The sequence below is a fragment of the Pararhizobium qamdonense genome, from assembly GCF_029277445.1.
Lineage (GTDB): Bacteria > Pseudomonadota > Alphaproteobacteria > Rhizobiales > Rhizobiaceae > Pararhizobium > Pararhizobium qamdonense.
In genome coordinates, this window is sequence record NZ_CP119566.1 from 2,435,511 (window position 1) to 2,456,902 (window position 21,392).

Below are 21,392 nucleotides of genomic sequence, written 5' to 3' on the forward strand. Positions count from 1 at the left end.
GGCCCCCCTCATCCGCCCTTCGGGCACCTTCTCCCCGCTGGGGAGAAGAGGGAGTGTGGGGCTGGCTGCGGGGTTTTCCCTCGGGAGAGAAGGTAAGGCAGGGGGCTAGGGGCGGGCTTCCCCCTTCTCCCCAGCGGGGAGAAGTGCCGAGTGAAGCGAGGCGATGAGGGGGCGGCTCGGCGTAGAGGGAGTTTGAGGTGATGGCCTTTGGTCCCGTCATCGGCACTTTGCATCATTTCTCCCAGCGACTACTGACCCGGCCGGCCCGTCTTTCCCTTGGTTTTCTTCTGGCGCTTCATATCGCCTGCGTCCTCGTAGGAGCCGGCGCCCGGCTTGGCGCGGATGAAGGGTTTGGCGCCGACGGCGGGGTCGCGCTTTTCCGGTTGGCCTTCCAGGAGCGGTGCGATGCGTTTTCCGGGCTCGGTCTTCGGCTTTTCCGGCAGCTTGCCCGTGGTGTTCAGCGGCTTTTCGGTGCGGCCGACGGTCATTTCGTCGAGGCTGTTCTTGCGGAACAGGCTGCTCTGCGGGCGGGCGGGCGTGGCGATGTCGCGGCCCATCTCGTCGAGACCGGGCTTGCGGAAAGTGCTGGGGACGGTGGTGTCTCCGGGCGCGCCACGCTCACCGGAATCGCCACGATCACGATTCTCACCGGGCTCGCCACGCTCACCGGGCTCGTTCAGGGGTGACGGTTTGCGGGCCGGGCGGGTCATGTCGGTGCCTGGGCCCATGTCGTCGAGGCTGGGTTTGGCGAAGAGCGAGGGACCCCTCACCACGCTTGCCTCGCCAATCGGTTGCGCCTCTTGGGGCAAGCCATCCTCTCCCGCAAGGGGAGAGGCAGGTCCGGCGTTTGCCGCACCCTTCTTTTTCGAACCGGTGGGCTTGCCGCTGCCTTCCATTGCCCTTGCCTCTTGCCGTGCCATCGGATCGTCCATGACGGCGAGTTCGGCGGCCTTGAGGCGCTTGATTTCGTCGCGCAGGCGGGCGGCGGTTTCGAAGTCGAGGTCGGCGGCGGCGTTGCGCATCTGTTTTTCCAGCGCTTCCAGATGGGCGGCGAGGTTGTTGCCGACCATGTCGGTGATGCCGCCCTTGACGCCGCGGATGCCGATATCGGCGCGGACATGGTCCTTTTCGTAGACGGAATCGAGGATGTCGGAAATGCGGGCCTTGACCGATTCCGGGGTGATGCCGTGGGCCTCATTATAGGCCACCTGCTTTTCGCGGCGGCGCGAGGTTTCCTCCATGGCGCGCTTCATTGAGCCGGTGATCTGGTCGGCATAGAGGATGACCTTGCCATCGACGTTACGCGCGGCGCGGCCGATCGTCTGGACCAGCGAGGTTTCCGAGCGCAAAAAGCCTTCCTTGTCGGCATCGAGAATGGCGACGAAGCCGCATTCGGGGATGTCGAGGCCTTCGCGCAACAGGTTGATGCCGACCAGCACGTCGAACGCACCCAGACGCAAGTCACGGATGATCTCGATGCGCTCCAGAGTGTCGATATCCGAGTGCATGTAGCGGACGCGAATACCCTGTTCGTGCAGATATTCGGTGAGGTCCTCGGCCATGCGCTTGGTGAGCACGGTGACGAGCGTGCGATAGCCGGCCTGCGCGGTCTCGCGGATTTCGCCGAGCACGTCGTCCACCTGGGTTTTCGCCGAGCGGACCTCGACGGGCGGGTCGATCAGGCCCGTGGGGCGGATGACCTGTTCGGCGAAGACGCCGCCGGCCTGTTCCAGCTCCCAGGCGGCCGGGGTTGCCGACACAGCGATCGTATCGGGGCGCATGGCATCCCATTCCTCGAAGCGAAGCGGGCGGTTGTCCATACACGATGGCAGGCGGAAGCCATATTCCGCCAGCGTCGCCTTGCGCCTGAAGTCGCCCCGGTACATGCCGCCGATCTGGCTGACGGAGACGTGGCTTTCGTCGATGAACAGGAGGGCGTTGTCGGGGATATATTCGAACAGGGTCGGCGGTGGCTCGCCGGGGCTGCGGCCCGTCAGATAGCGCGAATAGTTCTCGATGCCGGCGCAGGAGCCGGTGGCTTCCAGCATCTCGATATCGTAGCGGGTGCGCTGTTCCAGCCGCTGGGCTTCCAGAAGGCGGCCGCCTTTTTCCAGTTCGGCCAAGCGCAGCTTCAGCTCTTCCTTGATCGACTTGATCGCCTGGTTGAGCGTCGGGCGCGGCGTCACATAGTGGGAATTGGCGTAGATCTTGACGCTCTTCAGGTCGTCGGTCTTCTGGCCGGTGAGCGGATCGAACTCGGTAATCCCGTCAATCTCGTCGCCGAACATCGAGATGCGCCAGGCTGCGTCTTCCAAATGCGCCGGGAAGATTTCGATCGTATCACCGCGCACGCGAAAACTGCCGCGCTGAAAATCCATGTCGCGGCGCTTGTATTGCTGAGCGACGAGATCGGCGAGCAGCTGGCGCTGGTCGAGCCGGTCGCCGACCGTCATCTGGAAGGTCATCGCGGTATAGGTCTCGACCGAGCCGATACCATAGATGCAGGAGACCGAGGCGACGATGATGACATCGTCGCGTTCGATCAGCGAGCGGGTGGCGGAGTGGCGCATCCGGTCGATCTGCTCGTTGATCGAGGATTCCTTCTCGATGAACGTGTCCGAGCGCGGCACATAGGCTTCCGGCTGGTAGTAATCGTAGTAGGAGACGAAATATTCGACCGCGTTGTCGGGGAAGAAGTTTTTGAACTCGGAATAAAGCTGGGCGGCCAGCGTCTTGTTCGGCGCCAGGATGACGGCGGGGCGTTGTGTAGCCTCGATCACCTTGGCCATGGTGAAGGTCTTGCCGGAACCGGTGACGCCGAGCAGGACCTGGGAGCGGTCGCCGTTCGACAGGCCCTCGACGAGATCCTTGATGGCGGTCGGCTGGTCGCCGGCCGGTTCGAAATCCGACTGCATGCGGATGGCGATGCCGCCTTCGGACTTTTCCGGCCGGGCCGGCCGGTGCGGCGTCCACAGCTTGCCGTCCTTGAACAACGGATTGCCGGATTCGATCAGCGCCGAAAGGGCCTCGACGGTGGCGGTGACGGAGCCGGATGCCAGCGCCTCGGCGTCCTCCAAAGAGGTGTTCATGCCGGACACGGGGTTCAGGCCGGCGGCGGCCCGGGCTTTCGGGTCCGACGTGCCGCCCATGGAGGTCCCACGGGCCGAGCGGCTGGCGCCGACCGTGTCCTTGCCGGCCTTGTCCTGCTTCGCCTTCTGGGCGGCGATTTCGACCTTCTTGCGGTGCTTGCCCGCCTTGGAGGCGACGTCGTGGCGCGTCTCGATCGTCTCGGCTTCGGCCATGCGCTGCAGTTCGTTGGCCCAATCGGACACATTCGACGACAGCGGGGCGCCTTCGAACGACGCCTGGGGGGCCTCCTCGAAGCCGCCAAGGTCGGGACGGGGGGATTTTTTCGGTGCTTTCGACATGCGGGGAATATGGAGAGAGTCCGGTGAAATGTGAAGGGGGCGATGAGGTCGAAAAGGCAAGGGTATGGCGGGCTACTGCCAGTTTCTGACTTGAGCTGTTTGCGCCGGCATCAGGCGGTCCGGCCTTCGGGCGCGTGTGGTGCGACGCTGTTGCGCCAGATCAGAAACGGCACTAGCGCCAGGATGGCAATCGCGCCATGCACCCAATAGGCCAGCGCAAAGCCATAGGTCTGTACCAGCCAGCCGGCGACGATATTGCTGGTGGAGGCGCCAATGCCCTGCACCGTCATGACGGCGGCCAGGCCGACATTGAAGCGGCCGGAGCCGGACAGGATGCGCTCGGCGGCAATCGGCGTGGCGATGCCGATCAGCCCGGCGCCGAGGCCATCGAGGATCTGCACGGGATAGACCATCCAGAAATCGCCGATGCTGCCGGCGATCGCGCCCCGGATGGGCAGGGCGCAGAGCGCGATGATGAAGACGGCGGCCAGGCCGAAACGGCGGATCAGAAAGGGAGCGGCGATGGCCGCGCCGATCATCGTCAGCTGCGCGACGCCGGTGATCAGCGCCGTGGTGCGAAACGGTGTTCCCAGTTCGACGGAGAACTGCTGGGCAACCAGGCGGCTGATCGGCGCATTGCCGAAGTGAAAGACCAGCATGACCACGGCCAGAACGACGAGACCGGGCGTGCCGATCAGCACCGAATAGCCGGACGGGCCAGGTGCGCCGTCGTCATGGCCAAGGCCACGGGCGACCTTGTGGTCGATCTTGGCGGGATCGATCATCAGGGCCGCGCCGACGGCGCCGATGGCGGTGATGATCATCAAGGCGATGATGCCGCCCATGCCGAAGAACACGGTGGCTGCGTAGACGCCGGCCAGCGACACGACATTGCCGGCATGGTTCCAGAACTCGTTGCGCGACACCTGTGCCGGAAAGGCGGCCTCGCCGACAATGCCCAGCGTCAGGCCCATCAGGGCCGGACCGATGACGGCACCGACGATCGCCGTGACCGTCTGGCCGCCGACGACGACGGAGACATTGGGAATGGCCAGCGTCAAAAGCGCCGCCACGGTGACCAGGATTACCGGCACGATGACCAGCAGCCGCTTGTATACCGTGCCATCGACGAGTGCCCCGAACAGCGGCGTCGAGACCATGCCGAGAATGCCGCCGAAGGTGGCGATCATGCCGAGCGAGAACGGCGACCAGCCGTTCGTCGCCAGATAGGCATCGAGGAAAGGGCCAAGCCCGTCGCGGGCATCTGCCAAAAAGAAGTTCAGCGCAGCAAGCGCGATCAGCGGCGTTCCCGCCCTGACAGAGGTGGAGGATGGCGACAAGCGAAGTCTCCCGGTGGCGATGAGCGAAGGGTTGTCAAGGGCAATATCAGGCTGGCAGAGGGCCGTCTTTGAGCGTTGCATTCGTTCAGTTTCCGGCAGAGACGAAAATGCCGGAAAGCGGTAAAAGTTCCACCGCGACCGGCGCCTTCCGGTCCGTCTGAAAAAGCCGCAATCCGCTCTGAAATTCGGCCTTGAAGTTGTTTGCGGGAACGGTACATGCTTGCCACCGTTTGCCATCGCACTCCCAAGGATTCGAATATGCCTTTTTCATTGAATACGGCGGCCGTCCTGCCGATCGTGCTGCTCGTCCTGTCCAACATTTTCATGACCTTCGCCTGGTACGGGCACCTCAAATTCACCTCGTCGCCACTCTACATGGCGATTATCGCCAGCTGGGGCATCGCCTTCTTCGAATATTGCCTGGCGGTTCCGGCCAACCGGATCGGCCATGAGGTCTATTCGGCGGCACAGCTGAAGACGATGCAGGAGGTGATCACACTGGTGGTGTTTGCGATTTTCTCGGTGTTCTGGCTGAAGGAATCGCTGACCTGGAACCATGCCATCGGATTCTGCATGATCGCGGGCGGTGCGGCTTTCGTGTTCAAGGGCTGAGGTCCGCTCCGGCCGGATCGTACGAGGCTCTCACATCAGGGCTGGTCTATCGGCGAGGATGTGATACCGGACGGGCATGCTGCTTCTGAAACTCACGCTCGTTCCGTTCTTTCTTCTCGTCGTCTCGATGGCCGCCGTGCGCTGGGGACCCGGCGTGGCCGGCTGGCTGGCCGGTCTGCCGATCGTGGCCGGGCCGATCCTCTATCTGCTGGTGCTCGAGCATGGTCCGGTGTTCGGCGCCGGGGCTGCGGCCGCCGCCTTGTCGGCGATCTTCGCATCGGAGGCGTTCAACCTCGCCTATGCCTGGACATGCCGCAGATTTCATTATGCGGTTGCGGCCGTGATGGGACTTGCCGCGTGGTTCATCGCGGCCTTCACTCTCACCAGCCTGCCGGGATCGCCGTCCATTGCGCTGGGCGTGGCGCTGCTTGGCGTTGTCTCAGCGCAGACTTTCCTGCCGCGAACCCAGGCGGCCGCCAAGGTCATATCGATCACCCGCACCGATCTCGTGATGCGCATGATCTCCGGCGCCGTACTGACGCTGGCGGTGACGATGCTGTCGGTGTCGCTGGGGGCACAGTGGAGCGGCGTACTCAGCGTGTTTCCGCTGCTTGGGCTGATCCTGTCGGTATCGTCGCAGCGCGCCTATGGCCCGGATTTCGTCGTCCGGCTGCTGCGCGGCATGGTGCTCGGACGGTTTTCGTTTGCGGCCTTCTGCCTCTGCCTGATCTGGACGCTGCCCGGACAGAATGCCGAGATCGCGTTCCTGATCTCGTCGCTGGCATCTGTCACGGTGCAATGGGCGAGCCGGCAGATCGCTGCAGCCCTTCGCCGGGCCGCAGCGTAGAAATCAGTCGGAACCGCCAAACAGCGTGTCGAGGATCTGGCCTTCCAGCCGGGCCAGTTCAGGCGCGCCGTGGCGGCGGGGGCGTTCCAGCGGGATATCCAGATCCAGCGCGATCCTGCCGTGATCGATGACGATGACGCGGTCGGCGAGCGCCACGGCCTCGGCGACATCATGGGTGACCAGAACGGCGGTAAACGCCTGCTGCTGCCAGATGCTTTCGAGCAGGTGCTGCATTTCGATGCGGGTCAGCGCATCGAGCGCGCCGAGCGGCTCGTCGAGCGCCAGGATATAGGGATGGGCGACCAGCGCGCGGGCAAGCGCGACACGCTGGCGCTGGCCGCCTGACAGCACGGAAGGCCATTCTTCGGCGCGGTCGGCCAGGCCGACTTCGCTGAGGATGGAAAGCGATTTTTCGCGCGCTTGCGCGCCTTTGGCGATGCCGGTGAGGCCCACCTCGACATTCTTGGCGATCTTTGCCCAGGGCAGCAGGCGCGGTTCCTGGAACATGATGCGGGTGCGGTTTTCACCTTCCGCGCCCTTGTTGACCGTTAGCGTGCCGGATGTCGGCTTGTCGAGGCCGGTCAACAGCCGCAGCAGCGTGCTCTTGCCGCAGCCGCTCTTGCCGATGACGGCAATGAACTGGCCGGCGGGTACATCGAGATCGATATTATCGAGCACCGTCTTGTCGCCGAATTTTCGGCTGATGCCACGGAAGGAAAAGGCGATGTCGCGGTTTTCGCGTTCGCGCGGCTGGGGCGCGGCATAGGGAAACCATTGGCCCGGCGCCGTTTCGCGCAGCGCGCGCGCTTCCGCCGTTTCTTTTGCCGAGTGCGCTGAGGCTGGGTGTGCTGTGGCCGGATGCGCTGGCTTGTTTTTTTGATCGAGGGCGATGACGGACATGTTCGGTACTCCGTATTTTTCGTTTCGCGATGGGTCAGGCGGTCTGGAAGGCGGGATGCCATTGCAGCGTCAACCGTTCCAGCAGCCTGGCGAAGCTGTCGGCGAGCTTGCCGAGCAGCGCGTAGATCAGGATCGACAAGACGACGACATCGATCAGCAGGAATTCGCGCGCTTGCATGGCCATGTAACCGAGGCCGGAGGAGGCGGCGATGGTTTCGGCGACGATCAGCGTCAGCCACATGATGCCCAGCGCATAGCGCAGGCCGACGAAGATGGCGGGCAGGGCGCCGGGGAGAATGACGCGGAAGAACAGCGTGGTGCGCGACATGCCGTAGACACGGCCCATCTCGACCAGCTGCGGATCGACGCTCTGGATGCCGAGCAGCGTGTTGACATAGATCGGGAAGAACACGCCGAGCGCCACGAGGAAGAGCTTTGCCTCCTCGTCAATGCCGAACCACAGGATGACCAGCGGGATAAGTGCCAGATGCGGGATATTGCGGACCATCTGCAGGGTCGTATCGGTCAAGTTGCGCGACAGGCCGGAGAGACCATTGGCAAGACCGAAGATCAGGCCGATCGAGCCGCCGATCACAAAGCCGGACAGCGCGCGGGCGGTGCTGACGCCGATATTGCGGATGAGTTCGCCGGACAGCAGCAGACGCCAGAAGGCTTCGGCAACGGCGGAGGGGGCGGCCATGACATTCGGCGAGATCAGCCCGGTGCGGGCGGCAATTTCCCAGGCAAGCACGATCAGGGCCGGCAAAAGCCAGCCGGTGCCATTGCGCAGGATCGAGTGACCGGTGGATTTCATCATCTGCCCTTTACTTCACGCGTTTCCGTCATTCTGCAAACGCGAAAACACTTTGTCTGATTGTTTCACCGCAAGACCGCAGCGGATGCGCGCTGGAACGTTCTCTTGCGTGCCGGCCCGGATCGGCCGGCACGCTGCCGCATTTCCTGGGAGGAAATCAGTTCGACGGTGCCGTCCAGACGGCATCGGCGATGGTGATCTGCTTGGGGATCAGGCCGAGCTTGAAGAAACGGTCGGCAGTCTGCTGCTGGCTGGCGACGATCTGCGGGGTGATCGGCTCGATGCCGAACTTGGTGCGGTTGGCGGCGATCGTCTGGGCTTCGAGCGGCACGCCGGTGACCTCGTGCAGGGCTTCGGCCACCTTGTCGCGGTTGGCATCCGCCCAGACTGCGGCTTCCTTCAGGGCGGCGATGGTGGTGGTGACCGTTTCGGGATGGTCCTTGGCGAAGTCGCGATTGGCCAGGAAATAGGTTTTGACATCCAGCGCCTGCGCCGACGTCGTCAGAACGCGCGGCTTGTAGCGGGTTTCGGCGATGGCGAAGAAGGGATCCCAGACGGCCCAGGCATCGATCTTGTCGCTGGCAAAGGCGGCCGCCGCATCGGCGGGGCTCAGATAGACCGGAGTGACGTCCTTGAATTCGATGCCGGCTTTTTCGAGCGCAGCGACGACGAGATTATGGGCCGAAGTGCCCTTGCCGACGCCGATTTTCTTGCCCTTGAGATCGGCGAGAGACTGGATCGGCGAGTCCGGCTTGACGAAAATCGCTTCACCGGCGCCATTTGCAGGAAGGGCGGCAACATAGGTGATGGCGGAGCCTGCGGCTTGGCCGAAGATCGGCGGCGCATCGCCGGTCCAGCCGACATTGATCGAGCCGACATTTAAGGCCTCGACCAAAGGCGGACCGGCGGTGAATTCGACCCAGGAGACGGTGATCCCCTTCGGTTCAAGTGCCTTTTCGATGATCTGCTGCTGGCGGGCGATGACTGGCAGGCCGGTCTTCTGATAGCCGATCTTGAATTCGGTCAGTTCGGCGGCGAGCGCGGCTGTTGCAGACAGGCCGGTGGCGGAAAGCAGGCTGGCGGCAACAAGGCCGGCGCCGAACAGGCGTCTTGTCAGTGTGAGCATCGATCCCTCTTAGTCGTTGGCGGAGACGCTTCTCCGCGTGATGTGGGATCATGCTAGTGAAATCTAGCGTGCTTATAGAGTTTATTTATTTTGTAGATTGGACGCGCAGCGAAACGCTTTTCCGTGAGCGCAGGACATTGGGGGATTTTTCCGCCGCTCAGTCCAGCAAATCGAAGGCGCGAAAAATCCAGACGACTTGATAGGTGAGCCCGGCAATCAGGAAGGCGGCGTGAAAACGGCGGTTGGCGGTCAGGGCCGCGATGATGCAGAGCAGGATATAGACGGCGTTTCGCAGCGGGTATTCCACGCCGTAGGACAGGAAATACTGCTTGCCCTTGACGGCGGTGTCGATGAGATCGACGGCATAGGCGAGCGCCAAAAAGCCGAAGAACCAGGCGCGGCGCGACATGAAATAATGCTCATAGCCGCTGTAATCCTCCATCGAAGTGGGAAACAGGAGGACGCAGAGGAAAAAGAAGATGCAGCAATAGGAAATGACGAAGAGATAGACGCTGAAATCGATCACCGGCACCGAATGCAGCCGGTACTCCCACCACCAGAAATAGATCAGGAACAGGAACATGAAAAGCACCCAGCCAAGGTGCAGCCAGTAGATCCTGGTCTTGCCGGGATGCTGGACGAACAGCGCAAGGCCGGTGAGCAGCCTGGCCATCGAGAGGCTGATGACCATGCCCATGACGACGCGAATATGCGAGAAAATCTGCGGATCGACGGGCTGGTCCATGGCTTGGGCCTTTATGAGTGCCGGGCTTTCAGGATCAGGCCTCGGGCGGCACCGGTTTTGGATGGCCGGTCTCGTCGAGCGCCACCATGACAAACAGCGCATCGGTGACCTTGTCCATCCGGTCGGAAAGATAGCGCTGCGCCCAGACCTCGACCTTCAGCGTCATCGAGGTGCGCCCGACCTTGACGACATCGGTGTAGATGCACAGCGTATCGCCGATCTTGACCGGCATTTCGAAGGCCATTTCCTTGACGGCGGCGGTGACGACGCGGCCGCGGGCGCGCTCGGCGGCGCGGATACCGCAGGACAGATCCATCTGCGCCATGACCCAGCCGCCGAAAATATCGCCGGCGGCATTGGCATCGGCCGGCATGGCCAGCGTGCGCAGGGTGAGGTCGCCGTTCGGTTTGGCCATGGTCATCGCTCTCCGTTTGATGCGATGTAACCTGAGGAGCCGCGATCGGAAAAGACCCCCAAGGTAAATATCCCGGCCTTGTGTTGCAGAACTCCGGAATGAACAAAGGGTAAATCGGCTATCCTCAATTTTAGGGGTATCCTGTTAGGAAGTTCGAAAATTCCAGACGGTATCGTGCGGCCATAAATCTGAGGGGGATTGGCTGTATGAAACATTTCCGCATTTCCGTGCGCCTGTATGCGCTGGTGGGGCTGGCGCTTTTGATGATGGCTGCCGTGATGACGCTGGGGCTGTTCGAGGAACAGGACAAGCTGGTGGCGCAGCGCAAGGCCATGCTGGAGGCGATGAACGAGAACGCGGTGACCGTGTTCAATGCCTATTACAAGCAGGAACAGGCCAGCACGCTGAGCCGCAACGACGCGCAGGCGCGCGCCATCGAGGCGATCCAGGCGATGCGCTATCAAGATAGCGGCTATTTCTTCATCACCGACATGAAGAGCATGATGATCATGCACCCGATCAAGCCGGCCCTTGATGGCACCGACCAGACGGAGAACAAGGATCCGACCGGCAAACGCATCTTCGTCGAGTTTGCCAAAAAGGTTGCCGCCGAGGGCAAGGGGTTCGTCGATTATTATTGGCCTAAGCCCGGCGCCGAGGAGCCGGTGTTGAAATATTCGCATGTGGCGGGATTTGCGCCCTGGGGCTGGATCGTCGGCACCGGCGTCTATGCCGACGACCTGGCCGCCATGTTTACCGAAGGCCTGATCCAGGTCGCCGTCATCTGCGTATTCGCCGCGCTGGTCATTCTGCTTGCGGCTTTCTCCATCGTGCGTAGCGTCGTTGGTCCGATCGAGCGGCTGAAGGCTTCGATGCGGGCGATTGCCGATGAGGATGTGTCGTCAGCCGTTCCGGAAACCGGGCGCAAGGACGAGATCGGCCAGATGGCCGCTGTTCTCGTGGTGCTGCGCGATTCCGTCAAGGAGCGCATCGGTATGCGGCAGCGCGAGGCCGAGCAGCAGAGCCAGCTCGATGCCGAGCGGCGCAGCAACGAAAACCGCGCCCAATCGGACGCGCAGACGCAGGCCGATGCCATGGCGGCGATCGGCAGTGCGCTGGAGAAATTGGCCAGCGGCGACCTGACGGCCGAGATCGCCACGATCGCGCCGGAATATTCCAAGCTGCGCGATGATTTCAACACGGCCGTTGGCGCGCTGCGCGGCGTCATCCAGTCGATCGCGCATTCGACCGAGGTGGTCTATGGCAGCGCCGGTGACATTTCCGAAGCGGCCAACAACCTGTCACGCCGCACCGAGCAGCAGGCGGCCGCACTCGAAGAGACGGCGGCGGCACTCGACGAGATCACCTCGACGGTCAGGAGCGCATCCGACCGCGCGGCCGAAGCCCGCGAAATGGTCGATGAGACCAAGGGCAGCGCTGCCAAATCCGGCGATATCGTCCGCAACGCTATTGCCGCGATGACCAGGATCGAAGGTTCCTCCACGAAAATCAGCCAGATCATCGGCGTCATCGACGAGATCGCCTTCCAGACCAATCTTTTGGCGCTGAATGCCGGTGTCGAGGCGGCGCGTGCGGGCGAAGCAGGGCGCGGCTTTGCCGTCGTTGCGCAGGAAGTGCGCGAATTGGCCCAGCGGTCAGCCGGTGCCGCCAAGGAGATCAAGGAGCTGATCCGCAACTCGGCCACCGAAGTCGAAACCGGGGTGACGCTGGTGCGCTCGACCGGCGAGGCGCTGACGGAAATCGAAAAGCTGGTCAACCGGGTGAACGAACACGTAGCCTCGATCGCCACGGCTGCCCGCGAACAGGCGACGGGGCTTGCCGAGGTCAACACCGCCGTCAACAGCATGGACCAGATGACGCAGCAGAATGCGGCCATGGTCGAGGAGACGACGGCGGCCAGCCAGACCCTGGCGCAGGAAAGCCGCGAGCTGAAAAGCCTGCTGCAGACCTTCCGCCTGACCGCCGGCAACCGGCAGGCGAACTACAGCCGCGCGGCCTGATCGCATCCAAAAAGACGGAAATGCCAATTGCCCGCGTTCGAAAGGACGCGGGCTTTTTCGTGTGTGTGTGTGATGGGTTGGGTTTTCGAGGGAATGTTGGGAAGGTTTGGACGCCGGGTTGACCCGTATGGATTTCCCATGAGAATGGCGGGGTGACTCAAAGTGCGACAGTGCCGCTCCGCGTTTATCGCTGGGGTGCTGTTGCCAGGGGAGGACTGCGAATGACGCCGTTTCAACGTGTTACGATCCGTATTGCCGCGCTGATGGCGCTTTCGCTCGGAGTTTTGAGTGCCTGCACCGTCGCTGTCGATGAGCCCGGTGGGCGGCCCTATCCGCGGCCGCAGCCTTCGTCCCCGCAGATGTGCACGATGCAATATGATCCGGTTTGCGGCGCGCGCGGCAATACCAGCCGGACTTTCGGCAATGAATGCCAGGCGCGGGCGGAAGGGTTCCGGGTCATCGGCCGGGGCGAATGCCGGCCGCAAAGGCCCGATTTCGGCGGCGACCGGCCGCAGGTCTGCACGCGCGAATATGCGCCGGTCTGCGCCCGCCAGGGACGGCGCGAGCAGACGTTTGCGAATGGCTGCATGGCTGAGGCGCAAGGGTTCCGCGTCATCGGGCGCGGCGAATGCGAACGCGGCGGCGGCCGGCCCGGCGATGAGGGCGGCATGCGTCCGCCGCGCCCGGATCGCGGCCCGCAGGCCTGTACCCGCGAATTCGCCCCGGTCTGCGCCCGGCAAGGCGGCCGCGAGCAGACATTCCCGAACGCCTGCACGGCGCAGGCTCAAGGGTTTCGTGTGATCGGCAACGGCGATTGCCGCTGATCTGAATTGAAGGACCGGACAATGCGCCCGGGCGAGGGCGTCTTGCCCGGTCCTCTTTCTGTTGCTGACGGCTGGAGCTGAGCATGCTGCGCATCCTTTCGTTGAATGCCTGGGGCGGGCGGGTCCATGCGCCGCTGATGCGATATCTCGCCGAGGTGGATGCGGATGTGATCTGCCTGCAGGAGGTGGCGCGCACGCCGGATGCCCCGTCCGACTGGCTGATCTATCGCGACCAGGGTGTCGAACTGCCGCAACGGGCCAATCTGTTTGAGGAGATCAGGACGCTTCTGCCGGATCATGACGGGTTCTTCGCACCAACGGCGCGGGGTCATCTGTTTGATGGCGAGCGGGCGGTGCCGTCCGAATTCGGGCTGGCGACCTTTGTGCGCAAGTTTTTGACGGTGATCGCGCAGGCTCAGGATTTCGTGCATGGCACGTTTTCGCCCGACGGCTGGGGGCCGCATCCGCGCGCCCGCAACGCTCATTGCCTGCGCCTTTTCAACCATGAGGACGGGTTTGCGTTCACCGTCGCGCAGATGCATGGCTTAAGAGAGGTTGCGGGCAAGGGCGATACTCCGGCGCGCGATGCCCAGACGCAGGCGCTGATCGAACTGATCGGGCGGGTATGGAGTGCAGGTGAGCGGCTGGCGGTCTGCGGCGATTTCAACGTGCTGCCGGACAGCCGGATTTTTTCCGAACTTGCGGCGCTCGGCCTGACGGATCTGATCACCGCACGCGGGCATGCCGATACCCGCACGTCCTACTATGAAAAACCGGGGCGTTTTGCCGATTACTTGCTGGTCACGCCGGATATTGAAGTGATCAGTTTCGATGCTGTGGCCGAGCCGGAGGTGTCCGATCATCGCGCTCTGCTTCTCGATATGCGCTAGGGAAGCCGCACGCGAGGCAACAATCTGGCGGGCGTCATTGGATAAGGGGCAGGTTGTCAAATTTTTTTTCCGTTGCCGTGTCGATCCGCAGCAGGGCCGTTCGTCGTGATGATACGGGCCGTAAGCTCGTACAACACATGGACCCTCAAGGAGACAGGCAATGCCCAAGATGATTTTCGTCAATTTGCCGGTGCGCGAACTGGCGGCTGCGATCCGCTTCTATCAGGCGATTGGATGCCAGAAGAACGATCAGTTCAGCGACAACAGTTCGGCCAGCATGGTTTGGTCGGAGACGATTACGTTCCAGCTGGCAACCCCCTACTATTTCGCAACCTACACGCCGAAGGCGATTGCCGACGCGCATGCAACGACGGAGGTGCTGCTCGCCTTGTCGATCGACAGCCGGCAGGAGGTGGACAGATTGGCTGACGCGGCGGCTGTTGCGGGCGGCAAGGCTGACATTCGCGAGCGCCAGGACAGCGGCTTCATGTATAACCGTGCGATCGCAGATCCTGACGGCCATAACATCGAATTGATGTGGATGGACATGGGCGCGGCCTGAGCACGGAGCTCCAACCCGGCGTCTGCTGCTGTCACCCATTTCCAGTGACGGCAGCGAAAGCCTTCGTTTACCATGTTTGCTTAAAATCCGCTTCAGTGACGGCCATTCCCGCCCGGCGCCCGCCTTTCGACACAGGCGGACCGCAGGTTGTTCTTGAGGGCCAGGCAGGGATGGGGCGGCGCGATGGTGCATTCTGGTGCATCCTCATCGGTAGAGGCGGCAAGTGAGTATGGCGTATGTTTCCCTTTTCCGGCGGCCTGTGGCGGTGTTTTTGCTGTCGTTATCGCTGACCACCTGTTCGACGGACGATCTGACGCCGCCGGGGCGGGTCGATTCGTCGGCACGGGTGAGTGCCATCAAGCCGGTGAACGGTCATGCGCGCGGTTCGCGCGAAAATCCCTATCCGGCGGCCCAGACACCGGTTGCGACGTTTTCTGAAAATTCCGACGATGCGGTCCCGGCCGATCCGGGGCTACAAGGCGCCAGCCGGCGCCTGCCGATGATCGACAGCGAACCCACGCAACAGCCGCTTGCCGGTGGACAGCCGATGACGGTTCCGTCTGAAGGCGTCAATATGGACGCGATGATGGGCGTCGAAACCGGATCAACGCAGGTTGTCGGCCTGGCCGAGGAACAGAACCGCGATTACGGCCGCGGCAATGAGATTGCCGAGGGCAATGCCAGCCAGCCGGTGGTTGGCGGGATCGGTGGCGACAGCGTCGAACAGCTTGGCGGGTCACAGGCCATGCAGGTGGCTTCCGCCGATCCGAGTTATGACCCCGACCTGCCGCCGCTCAGCGCCGAAAAGCAAGCGGCTGAGGAGGCACGCAAGGCGCAGTTTCTGGACCAGCAGCAGCGCGTGATGCTGCGCAAGAGCCAAGTTCAGCAGGAGCAGCAGGTGGCGTTCCTGCCGCGTGGGGGCAATCCGCTGGAATCCGAGCCTGATTTTACCGGGCGCATGCCGGCCTCCGAAGTGGCCTGCCGCCAACGGCTGAAGAAATTGCGGGTGGAATTCACCGATATTCCCCGCATTTCCAACGGAAAATCCTGTGGCATCGACTACCCGATCCAGCTGACCGGCCTTTCCGGCGGCATCGACGTCAAGCCCGCCGTCAAGCTCAATTGCGAGGTGACGGAAGCCTTTGCCAAATGGGTGAAGAACGAACTCGCACCCTCGGCCCGCTACCGCTACCTGTCCGGCATCAAGACGATCAAGCCGCTTGGGGGCTATTCCTGCCGGACGATGAATTCCAAGCGCGGCAATCCGATGTCGGAACACGCCCATGGCAACGCCATCGATGTCGGAAAGTTCGTGCTGAATTCCGGCAAGGAAATCGACGTGCGCAAGCCCGGCTTCTTCGCCTTCCGCGAAAAGGGGCTGCTGAAGGCAGTGCGCAGCGACAGCTGCAAATATTTCAACACGGTGCTCGGCCCCGGCAGCGATCCGCAGCACAAGGACCATTTCCATTTCGACCTGAGAGAGCGCAAGTCCGGATACCGGCACTGCGACTGAGGTGAGGTGCCCGTAGGTCGCTGCGGCCTGGGTGTGCATGCCGTGCCGCGCGGTAAGATTTGGTGGCGCGTGGTCACGAATCGAAGATTTCCCGAGGGGAGCGAATGGGGCGAGAGGCTGAAAGGCCGCCCAATTCCGGTTTTCAGACCGAGGATTTGGTGTCTGTGGACGCTCTTTCCTGATCCTCTTCCAATTCGATCTCCGGGGCGGGTGTCAGCATTCGTCCATGCCGGATGAGGATCACGTCAACGCAGAAACCATCATAGACATAATCGAGAAGATAATCGCCGACGACCAAGGTCAGGCTGCCCGCGATCCCAAGACCGTGCATTCTGTTTCCCGATTGAGGAAAGTTTTGAAGTGTTTCCCGAGCCTTTTTCATCGCGAGTGCGAAGTTTCTCGCGGCGGCAGTGTTTCGCCGGCGCAAATACTCCGCTTCCTGACGGACGTAGCTCGCAGCGTCTTTTGAAAGCCTGACGGGTGTCATGCCACCTTGCCGGAAACGATCCGATCGATATCGGCAAGGACGTCATCCATGTCTTCGTGTTCGCCGTTGAGAATTTGGTCACGACCCTCGATCGCGGCCAAGATGCCGGAACCCTCGTTCATGAGATAGGTTCTGAGCGCCCGGACGATGATGTAGCTCCTGGAGCGCTCCGTCGCTTCGGCAATGGTTTCGATGTCCGACACGATATCCGAGGGTATTCGAAGGGTGACCGATTCTGAGGTACTCGCATGCGGCATGACCATCTCCTTGGCTGTGTAAGACAATGTAAGACAAACCATTCTGCCGTGCAAGTTATGATAAATAGGCAGGCAGTGAAGCGGGCCGCGCGCTCATATTTCGATCAGCTGCGCGCAAAAAAATGGCCGGTGAAAACCGGCCTAAAATGAACCTTTCCGAAAGGGGGACTGCCGGAGGTTCTTGCAAATCACGTGAGTCGTGTCTGTCTCACGGCGCGAACATGACGACGGTCCGTCACCGTTTGATGACAGACGGGCTCAAGCGGAAAAAACGCGGTTTCTGAAACCAAAGGGAACAGGCGGTTACGGCGTTGCGGATGGTGTTGACGATGTGTTTTCGTCTTTTCTTGATTTGGCAGCTGAAATTTTCGAAAGAACGCCCCATATAGAGCATCTCTTTCCGCCTCCTTTCCCCGGAACATATTTCATGGCGCCCATCGTTTCCGTTTCCAATCTGGTGAAGACCTATGCGTCCGGCTTTCAGGCGCTGAAGGATGTCAGTCTCGATATCGAGGAGGGCGAGATCCTGGCGCTTTTGGGGCCGAACGGCGCCGGCAAGACGACGCTGATCTCGATCATCTGCGGCATCGTCAATCCGAGCGGCGGCACGGTGCTGGTCGGCGGCCATGATGTCGTCAAGGATTTTCGCGCCACCCGCTCGATGATCGGCCTGGTGCCGCAGGAGCTGACCACAGACCAGTTCGAGACGGTGTGGAACACGGTATCGTTTTCGCGCGGGCTGCACGGCAAGAAGCCGGACCCGGCCCATATCGAGAAGGTGCTGAAAGATCTGTCGCTGTACGACAAGAAGGACAGCATGCTGCGTGAGCTTTCCGGCGGCATGAAGCGCCGGGTTCTGATTGCCAAGGCGCTGTCGCATGAGCCGCGCGTGCTCTTTCTGGACGAGCCGACCGCCGGTGTCGATGTCAACCTGCGCAAGGACATGTGGAAGGTGGTTGAGAAGCTGCGGGAAACCGGCGTCACCATCATCCTGACCACCCATTATATCGAGGAGGCCGAGGAGATCGCCGATCGCGTCGGCGTCATCAATGGCGGCAAGATCCTTCTGATCGAACAGAAGAAGGAGCTGATGAAGAAGCTCGGCCGCAAGCAGCTGCGGATCGACCTGCAGGAGAAACTTCTGGCCATTCCCGAGACGCTGTCATCCTACGACCTGACGATCGAGGACGACGGCCAGAGCCTGATCTATGACTATGATACGTCCGGCGAGCGCACCGGCATCACCACGCTGTTGACGGCGCTGGCGGAGGCTGGCATCCGGCTGAAGGACATCTCGACACGGCAGAGTTCGCTCGAGGATATTTTCGTCGAACTGGTGGGAGCAAAAGCATGAACCTCGAAGCGGTCAAGTCGATCTATTTCTTCGAGATGGCGCGCACGCGCCGCACGCTGTTGCAAAGCGTCGTCTCGCCGGTCATCTCGACCTCGCTCTATTTTATCGTCTTTGGCGCGGCCGTCGGATCGCGCATCCAGGAAATCGACGGTGTCTCCTACGGCGCCTTCATCACGCCCGGCCTGATCATGCTGACCTTGCTGACGCAGTGCATCGGCAACGGCTCGTTCGGCATCTATTTCCCGAAATTCACCGGCACGATCTATGAGCTGCTGTCGTCGCCGGTCTCGATGACGGAGATCGTGCTGGGCTATGTCGGGGCGGCGGCGACCAAGGGCATGATGATCGGCCTCATCATCCTCGGAACGGCCTCGCTGTTCGTCGATCTGTCGATCGCCCATCCGTTCGTGATGCTGCTGTTCTTCGTGCTGACGGCCGTAACCTTCAGCCTGTTCGGCTTCATCATCGGCATCTGGGCCAAGGATTTTGAGCAGCTGAACCTCATCCCGATGCTGGTCATCCCGCCGCTGGTCTTCCTGGGCGGCAGCTTCTATTCGGTCAACATGCTGCCGCCGTTCTGGCAGGCGGTCAGCCATTTCAATCCGGTGCTCTATCTCATCAGCGGTTTCCGCTGGAGCTTCTTCGAGATCGCCGACGTCAACCCGGTGGTCAGCTTTGCGATCATCATCGTGTTTCTGGCGGTGCTGATGGGGCTGCTGACGTGGATCTTCAAGACGGGATACCGGCTGCGGAACTGAATAGGGAATAGTGAGTAGTGAATAGTGAATAGTGAATAGTGAATAGTGAATAGTGAATAGTGAATAGTGAATAGGAATAAAACTAATCACTACTTACTACCCACTACTCACTACTCACTACTCACTACTCACTACTCACTACTCACTACTCACTATTCGCTATTCGCTCACTGCGCCACTTCTTCCAGTTCACAGGCCTTCGTGTCGATCGTCATGGCGTTACCGCGCCAGACGAATGCGCCACTGCCCCAGCTCCGGATCCAGACCAGCGGCAGCATGATGTCGCGCACGAGGATGGCGGGCAGGGAGAGGAGCGATACGCGCCAGCCCTTGGCCAGGCCAAGGGCCAGTTCCGGCAGGTAGATCGCAGCGGCGACGGCCAAGGCGACGGCAAAGACATTGACGCCTGCGAGATGAGCTGCGGCGATTGCAAGGAGGAGGGGCGGCAGCGCGCCGAGCAGAATTTCCGGTGCGAAGAACAGCGGAAAGGTGACGCGGCGCAGGCGTGCCCATCGTGCCTGGCGCGACCATATGTCATGGCGGGTGCGGCTGCCGAGCGGCTGGTCGAAGGGGGAGGATACAAGATGGACCTTCAACCCGAGACGATTGACCAGCTTGGTTGCGGCGGCATCCTCGGCAATCTCGGCGGCGAGCGCTTCAATGCCGTTATGTGAGTCAAGGAGAGGTTTGAACCACAGCATGCTCTTTCCCTGTGCAAATCCGAGCCCGATCGCTTCGCCGGTATATTGCCAGCGGGCCTGATGCGTGTTCAGGAACATGCATTCGACCTCGGCCCAGAAACCGTCCGGCCGTGATCCGATCGGCGTCGAGCACACCACACCTGTGTTCTTGCGCCAACCCGCCATGAGGTGAGCCACGTAGTCCTTCGGCATCAGCACGTTGGAATCGGCAAGGATCACCCAGTCGTGCCGGGCGGCTTTCCAGCCCTTCACACAGTTGTTGAGTTTTGGATTGGCACTGATCCGGTCGTCGCCGGTCAGGATGCGCGTGGGAATGCCGTGATTGGCAGCCATCGCCCGGCGTATCTCGCCGATGACAGGATCGCGCGGATTGGCGACGCAAAAGATCAGCTCGTAATCGGGCCAGTCGAGCGAAAAGGCGCGCGCGAGCGTATCGGATGTGAATGCTTCTATGCCGCGGGCGGGCACGACGATTGAGACCGGCGGCCGCTTCTGGACTGGCGGAGCCGGCTCCCCGCTTGGCGCCATTCGCCAGCCGGCGATGATGATACTGACGACATTGACCAGGATGAGGATTGCGGCCGCAGCGGCCAATGCGATGATCATACACAGTCCCCTTGCTCGCTCAGCTGCTTCTTGACGAATCCGCAGCAGCTGAGCTATCCAGCAACATCATTGTCATATGACGCGCGGATGACAGGCGGTGCTTTAAAGAGACGCGTCGCTGGGAAACGAAGCGAGCCCCTCACCAGCAAAATCTAACACTTAGCTGAAGCTAAGATGTTGATTTTGCGTCCTCTCCCGCAAGGGGAGAGGGAGGGCCGTTAATCCCGCAGGCGCAGCTCATCCGTCTGCATCTGCAAAAAATCCAGGGTCGACAGAAAGCTCATGCCGAGCAGGCTCTGATCGAGCTTGCCTTCTTCCGTGACCATGGCCTGGATGTTGTTGCGCACGATCGGGCCGATGGCGACTTCGGCGAGGGTTATGGGGGCGGCGCGGGCTTCGCCGTTGGCGGTGGAGACCCGTTGAGTAAACGCGAGGCCGGCGGGGTTGAGGCCCAGCGTTTGGGCATCCTCGTAGGAGAGCGCGACGCGGCTGGCGCCGGTATCGACCAGCATCTGGACGGTTTCGCCATTGACGGTGACAGGCGTTTCGAAATGGCCGTTCAGCACCTTGTGCAGCACGACCTCCTGGATGCCCTCATTGTCGGTGAAGACGGCGGCGCGGCCGGGAATAAGGCCGGCGACCAGTCGGTTGCCGAAGGATTGCAGGTCGGTGCGGTAGAGATAGCCCGAGACAAGAACGAGGATGATCAGCACCCAGATGCCGAACTGGCGCAGCGTCTCGCCGATATTGTGGCGGCGGCTTTGCACGATGCCGGTGGCAAACATCGTGGCGATGGCGCCGAGCGTCACCAAGCGGCCGAAATCGTCGTTCAACATGCCGAACGTGCGGCCGCTGTCGTGGTTGAGGATGAGAAAGACGAGGCCGACAGCAAGGATGCCCAGAACAATGGTCAGTCTCGTCATTCGCCGGTGACCCTTTCGCGTGCCATACGGGTCCGGCGCGTTTCGCGGCGCGGCTTGCGCTCCAGCGTTTCCAGCCGGGCGCCGAGGCTCTCCATGATGTCGCGGCGTTCTTGCGGCGTGAACAGCGTCCAGCCGCCGATCTCATCGCGCGTGCGGCCGCAACCGAAGCAATATCCGGTTTTCATATCGATCGAACAGACGAGAATGCAGGGTGTTTCCATCAGGTTCGGTAATCCGGGCAAACAGTTGTTCCAACTTATATCGTCGTT

General features: G+C 61.8%; 21 protein-coding genes. 9 read left to right on the forward strand and 12 right to left on the reverse strand.

Going from position 1 to position 21,392, the window contains the following annotated elements; translation table 11 throughout:
- Window positions 1–248: 248 nt before the first annotated feature.
- Together uvrB and PYR65_RS11715 are read right to left on the reverse strand one after the other, a co-directional pair.
- Window positions 249–3,428 carry an excinuclease ABC subunit UvrB gene (uvrB, locus tag PYR65_RS11710; protein ID WP_276118102.1) on the reverse strand — a complete coding sequence of 1,060 codons (3,180 nt, stop codon included), beginning with the start codon at window positions 3,426–3,428 and terminating at the stop codon, window positions 249–251.
- Window positions 3,429–3,538: 110 nt separating this feature from the next.
- Window positions 3,539–4,768 (reverse strand): MFS transporter, encoded by a 1,230-nt coding sequence (locus PYR65_RS11715; protein WP_407951324.1) that lies wholly within the window; start codon window positions 4,766–4,768, stop codon window positions 3,539–3,541.
- 258 nt (window positions 4,769–5,026) lie between these two features.
- On the opposite strand from PYR65_RS11715, the gene PYR65_RS11720 reads away from it, so the two are divergent.
- Entirely contained in the window at window positions 5,027–5,380 is a 354-nt protein-coding gene (locus PYR65_RS11720; protein ID WP_037096567.1) for a DMT family protein, read from the forward strand.
- 76 nt (window positions 5,381–5,456) lie between these two features.
- Complete coding sequence (locus PYR65_RS11725) at window positions 5,457–6,227, forward strand: hypothetical protein (RefSeq protein ID WP_276118104.1); 771 nt, start codon at window positions 5,457–5,459, stop codon at window positions 6,225–6,227.
- A 3-nt stretch (window positions 6,228–6,230) separates the two neighbouring features.
- On the opposite strand, the gene PYR65_RS11730 is transcribed toward PYR65_RS11725, so the two are convergent.
- The 5 genes from PYR65_RS11730 to PYR65_RS11750 all read right to left on the reverse strand — a co-directional run bounded on the left by PYR65_RS11730 (window position 6,231) and on the right by PYR65_RS11750 (window position 10,233).
- On the reverse strand, window positions 6,231–7,127 hold the full coding sequence (locus PYR65_RS11730; RefSeq protein ID WP_276118105.1) for an ATP-binding cassette domain-containing protein: 897 nt from the start codon (window positions 7,125–7,127) through the stop codon (window positions 6,231–6,233).
- A gap of 34 nt (window positions 7,128–7,161) precedes the next feature.
- Entirely contained in the window at window positions 7,162–7,941 is a 780-nt protein-coding gene (locus PYR65_RS11735; protein WP_276121044.1) for an ABC transporter permease subunit, read from the reverse strand.
- Between the two features lie 157 nt (window positions 7,942–8,098).
- Window positions 8,099–9,067 (reverse strand): aliphatic sulfonate ABC transporter substrate-binding protein, encoded by a 969-nt coding sequence (locus PYR65_RS11740; protein ID WP_276118106.1) that lies wholly within the window; start codon window positions 9,065–9,067, stop codon window positions 8,099–8,101.
- Between the two features lie 157 nt (window positions 9,068–9,224).
- Window positions 9,225–9,812: a hypothetical protein gene (locus PYR65_RS11745; RefSeq protein WP_060640761.1), complete on the reverse strand. Its 588-nt coding sequence runs from the start codon at window positions 9,810–9,812 to the stop codon at window positions 9,225–9,227.
- Window positions 9,813–9,846: 34 nt separating this feature from the next.
- Window positions 9,847–10,233, reverse strand: coding sequence for an acyl-CoA thioesterase (locus PYR65_RS11750; RefSeq protein WP_060640762.1), 387 nt, complete (start codon window positions 10,231–10,233; stop codon window positions 9,847–9,849).
- Window positions 10,234–10,433: 200 nt separating this feature from the next.
- Here PYR65_RS11750 and PYR65_RS11755 point away from each other — a divergent pair, with 200 nt between their 5' ends.
- From PYR65_RS11755 to PYR65_RS11775, 5 genes are all read left to right on the forward strand, one after another.
- Window positions 10,434–12,248, forward strand: a complete 1,815-nt coding sequence (locus PYR65_RS11755; protein WP_276118107.1) for a methyl-accepting chemotaxis protein — start codon at window positions 10,434–10,436, stop codon at window positions 12,246–12,248.
- Between the two features lie 221 nt (window positions 12,249–12,469).
- The gene (locus PYR65_RS11760; protein WP_276118108.1) at window positions 12,470–13,072 is read left to right on the forward strand and encodes a Kazal-type serine protease inhibitor domain-containing protein; all 603 of its coding nucleotides are present in this window, start codon (window positions 12,470–12,472) and stop codon (window positions 13,070–13,072) included.
- 86 nt (window positions 13,073–13,158) lie between these two features.
- Window positions 13,159–13,962 carry an endonuclease/exonuclease/phosphatase family protein gene (locus tag PYR65_RS11765; protein WP_276121045.1) on the forward strand — a complete coding sequence of 268 codons (804 nt, stop codon included), beginning with the start codon at window positions 13,159–13,161 and terminating at the stop codon, window positions 13,960–13,962.
- A gap of 160 nt (window positions 13,963–14,122) precedes the next feature.
- The gene (locus tag PYR65_RS11770; RefSeq protein WP_276118109.1) at window positions 14,123–14,524 is read left to right on the forward strand and encodes a VOC family protein; all 402 of its coding nucleotides are present in this window, start codon (window positions 14,123–14,125) and stop codon (window positions 14,522–14,524) included.
- A gap of 229 nt (window positions 14,525–14,753) precedes the next feature.
- Entirely contained in the window at window positions 14,754–16,037 is a 1,284-nt protein-coding gene (locus PYR65_RS11775) for an extensin-like domain-containing protein (RefSeq protein WP_276118110.1), read from the forward strand.
- Window positions 16,038–16,179: 142 nt separating this feature from the next.
- Here the strand turns inward: PYR65_RS11775 and PYR65_RS11780 are convergent, their stop codons facing one another.
- Entirely contained in the window at window positions 16,180–16,524 is a 345-nt protein-coding gene (locus tag PYR65_RS11780) for a type II toxin-antitoxin system RelE/ParE family toxin (protein ID WP_276118111.1), read from the reverse strand.
- On the reverse strand, window positions 16,521–16,781 hold the full coding sequence (locus PYR65_RS11785) for a CopG family ribbon-helix-helix protein (protein WP_276118112.1): 261 nt from the start codon (window positions 16,779–16,781) through the stop codon (window positions 16,521–16,523). The genes PYR65_RS11780 and PYR65_RS11785 overlap by 4 nt, the downstream gene beginning before the upstream one ends.
- A gap of 427 nt (window positions 16,782–17,208) precedes the next feature.
- Between PYR65_RS11785 and PYR65_RS11790 the strand changes: the two genes are divergently transcribed.
- Window positions 17,209–18,135, forward strand: coding sequence for an ABC transporter ATP-binding protein (locus PYR65_RS11790; protein ID WP_060640771.1), 927 nt, complete (start codon window positions 17,209–17,211; stop codon window positions 18,133–18,135).
- Window positions 18,132–18,893, forward strand: a complete 762-nt coding sequence (locus tag PYR65_RS11795; protein ID WP_276118113.1) for an ABC transporter permease — start codon at window positions 18,132–18,134, stop codon at window positions 18,891–18,893. The genes PYR65_RS11790 and PYR65_RS11795 overlap by 4 nt, the downstream gene beginning before the upstream one ends.
- 167 nt (window positions 18,894–19,060) lie before the next feature.
- Here PYR65_RS11795 and PYR65_RS11800 read toward each other — a convergent pair whose 3' ends face one another.
- The 3 genes from PYR65_RS11800 to PYR65_RS11810 form a co-directional block, all read right to left on the reverse strand.
- Entirely contained in the window at window positions 19,061–20,200 is a 1,140-nt protein-coding gene (locus PYR65_RS11800) for a glycosyltransferase (RefSeq protein WP_276118114.1), read from the reverse strand.
- 218 nt (window positions 20,201–20,418) lie between these two features.
- Window positions 20,419–21,123, reverse strand: coding sequence for a retropepsin-like aspartic protease family protein (locus PYR65_RS11805; protein ID WP_276118115.1), 705 nt, complete (start codon window positions 21,121–21,123; stop codon window positions 20,419–20,421).
- On the reverse strand, window positions 21,120–21,344 hold the full coding sequence (locus tag PYR65_RS11810; RefSeq protein WP_276118116.1) for a DUF1289 domain-containing protein: 225 nt from the start codon (window positions 21,342–21,344) through the stop codon (window positions 21,120–21,122). Before PYR65_RS11810 ends, PYR65_RS11805 begins: the two co-directional genes overlap by 4 nt.
- Window positions 21,345–21,392 lie beyond the last annotated feature (48 nt).

What these genes read in the sequence shown, in the direction of transcription:
- PYR65_RS11790 (WP_060640771.1), top strand. Translation starts at nt 17,209, where the DNA reads ATGGCGCCCATCGTTTCCGTTTCCAATCTGGTGAAGACCTATGCGTCC.
- PYR65_RS11735 (WP_276121044.1), bottom strand. Translation starts at nt 7,941, where the DNA reads ATGAAATCCACCGGTCACTCGATCCTGCGCAATGGCACCGGCTGGCTT.
- uvrB (WP_276118102.1), bottom strand. Translation starts at nt 3,428, where the DNA reads ATGTCGAAAGCACCGAAAAAATCCCCCCGTCCCGACCTTGGCGGCTTC.
- PYR65_RS11730 (WP_276118105.1), bottom strand. Translation starts at nt 7,127, where the DNA reads ATGTCCGTCATCGCCCTCGATCAAAAAAACAAGCCAGCGCATCCGGCC.
- PYR65_RS11795 (WP_276118113.1), top strand. Translation starts at nt 18,132, where the DNA reads ATGAACCTCGAAGCGGTCAAGTCGATCTATTTCTTCGAGATGGCGCGC.
- PYR65_RS11800 (WP_276118114.1), bottom strand. Translation starts at nt 20,200, where the DNA reads ATGATCATCGCATTGGCCGCTGCGGCCGCAATCCTCATCCTGGTCAAT.
- PYR65_RS11755 (WP_276118107.1), top strand. Translation starts at nt 10,434, where the DNA reads ATGAAACATTTCCGCATTTCCGTGCGCCTGTATGCGCTGGTGGGGCTG.
- PYR65_RS11750 (WP_060640762.1), bottom strand. Translation starts at nt 10,233, where the DNA reads ATGACCATGGCCAAACCGAACGGCGACCTCACCCTGCGCACGCTGGCC.
- PYR65_RS11780 (WP_276118111.1), bottom strand. Translation starts at nt 16,524, where the DNA reads ATGACACCCGTCAGGCTTTCAAAAGACGCTGCGAGCTACGTCCGTCAG.
- PYR65_RS11775 (WP_276118110.1), top strand. Translation starts at nt 14,754, where the DNA reads ATGGCGTATGTTTCCCTTTTCCGGCGGCCTGTGGCGGTGTTTTTGCTG.
- PYR65_RS11770 (WP_276118109.1), top strand. Translation starts at nt 14,123, where the DNA reads ATGCCCAAGATGATTTTCGTCAATTTGCCGGTGCGCGAACTGGCGGCT.
- PYR65_RS11810 (WP_276118116.1), bottom strand. Translation starts at nt 21,344, where the DNA reads ATGGAAACACCCTGCATTCTCGTCTGTTCGATCGATATGAAAACCGGA.
- PYR65_RS11720 (WP_037096567.1), top strand. Translation starts at nt 5,027, where the DNA reads ATGCCTTTTTCATTGAATACGGCGGCCGTCCTGCCGATCGTGCTGCTC.
- PYR65_RS11805 (WP_276118115.1), bottom strand. Translation starts at nt 21,123, where the DNA reads ATGACGAGACTGACCATTGTTCTGGGCATCCTTGCTGTCGGCCTCGTC.
- PYR65_RS11740 (WP_276118106.1), bottom strand. Translation starts at nt 9,067, where the DNA reads ATGCTCACACTGACAAGACGCCTGTTCGGCGCCGGCCTTGTTGCCGCC.
- PYR65_RS11785 (WP_276118112.1), bottom strand. Translation starts at nt 16,781, where the DNA reads ATGCCGCATGCGAGTACCTCAGAATCGGTCACCCTTCGAATACCCTCG.
- PYR65_RS11760 (WP_276118108.1), top strand. Translation starts at nt 12,470, where the DNA reads ATGACGCCGTTTCAACGTGTTACGATCCGTATTGCCGCGCTGATGGCG.
- PYR65_RS11725 (WP_276118104.1), top strand. Translation starts at nt 5,457, where the DNA reads ATGCTGCTTCTGAAACTCACGCTCGTTCCGTTCTTTCTTCTCGTCGTC.
- PYR65_RS11745 (WP_060640761.1), bottom strand. Translation starts at nt 9,812, where the DNA reads ATGGACCAGCCCGTCGATCCGCAGATTTTCTCGCATATTCGCGTCGTC.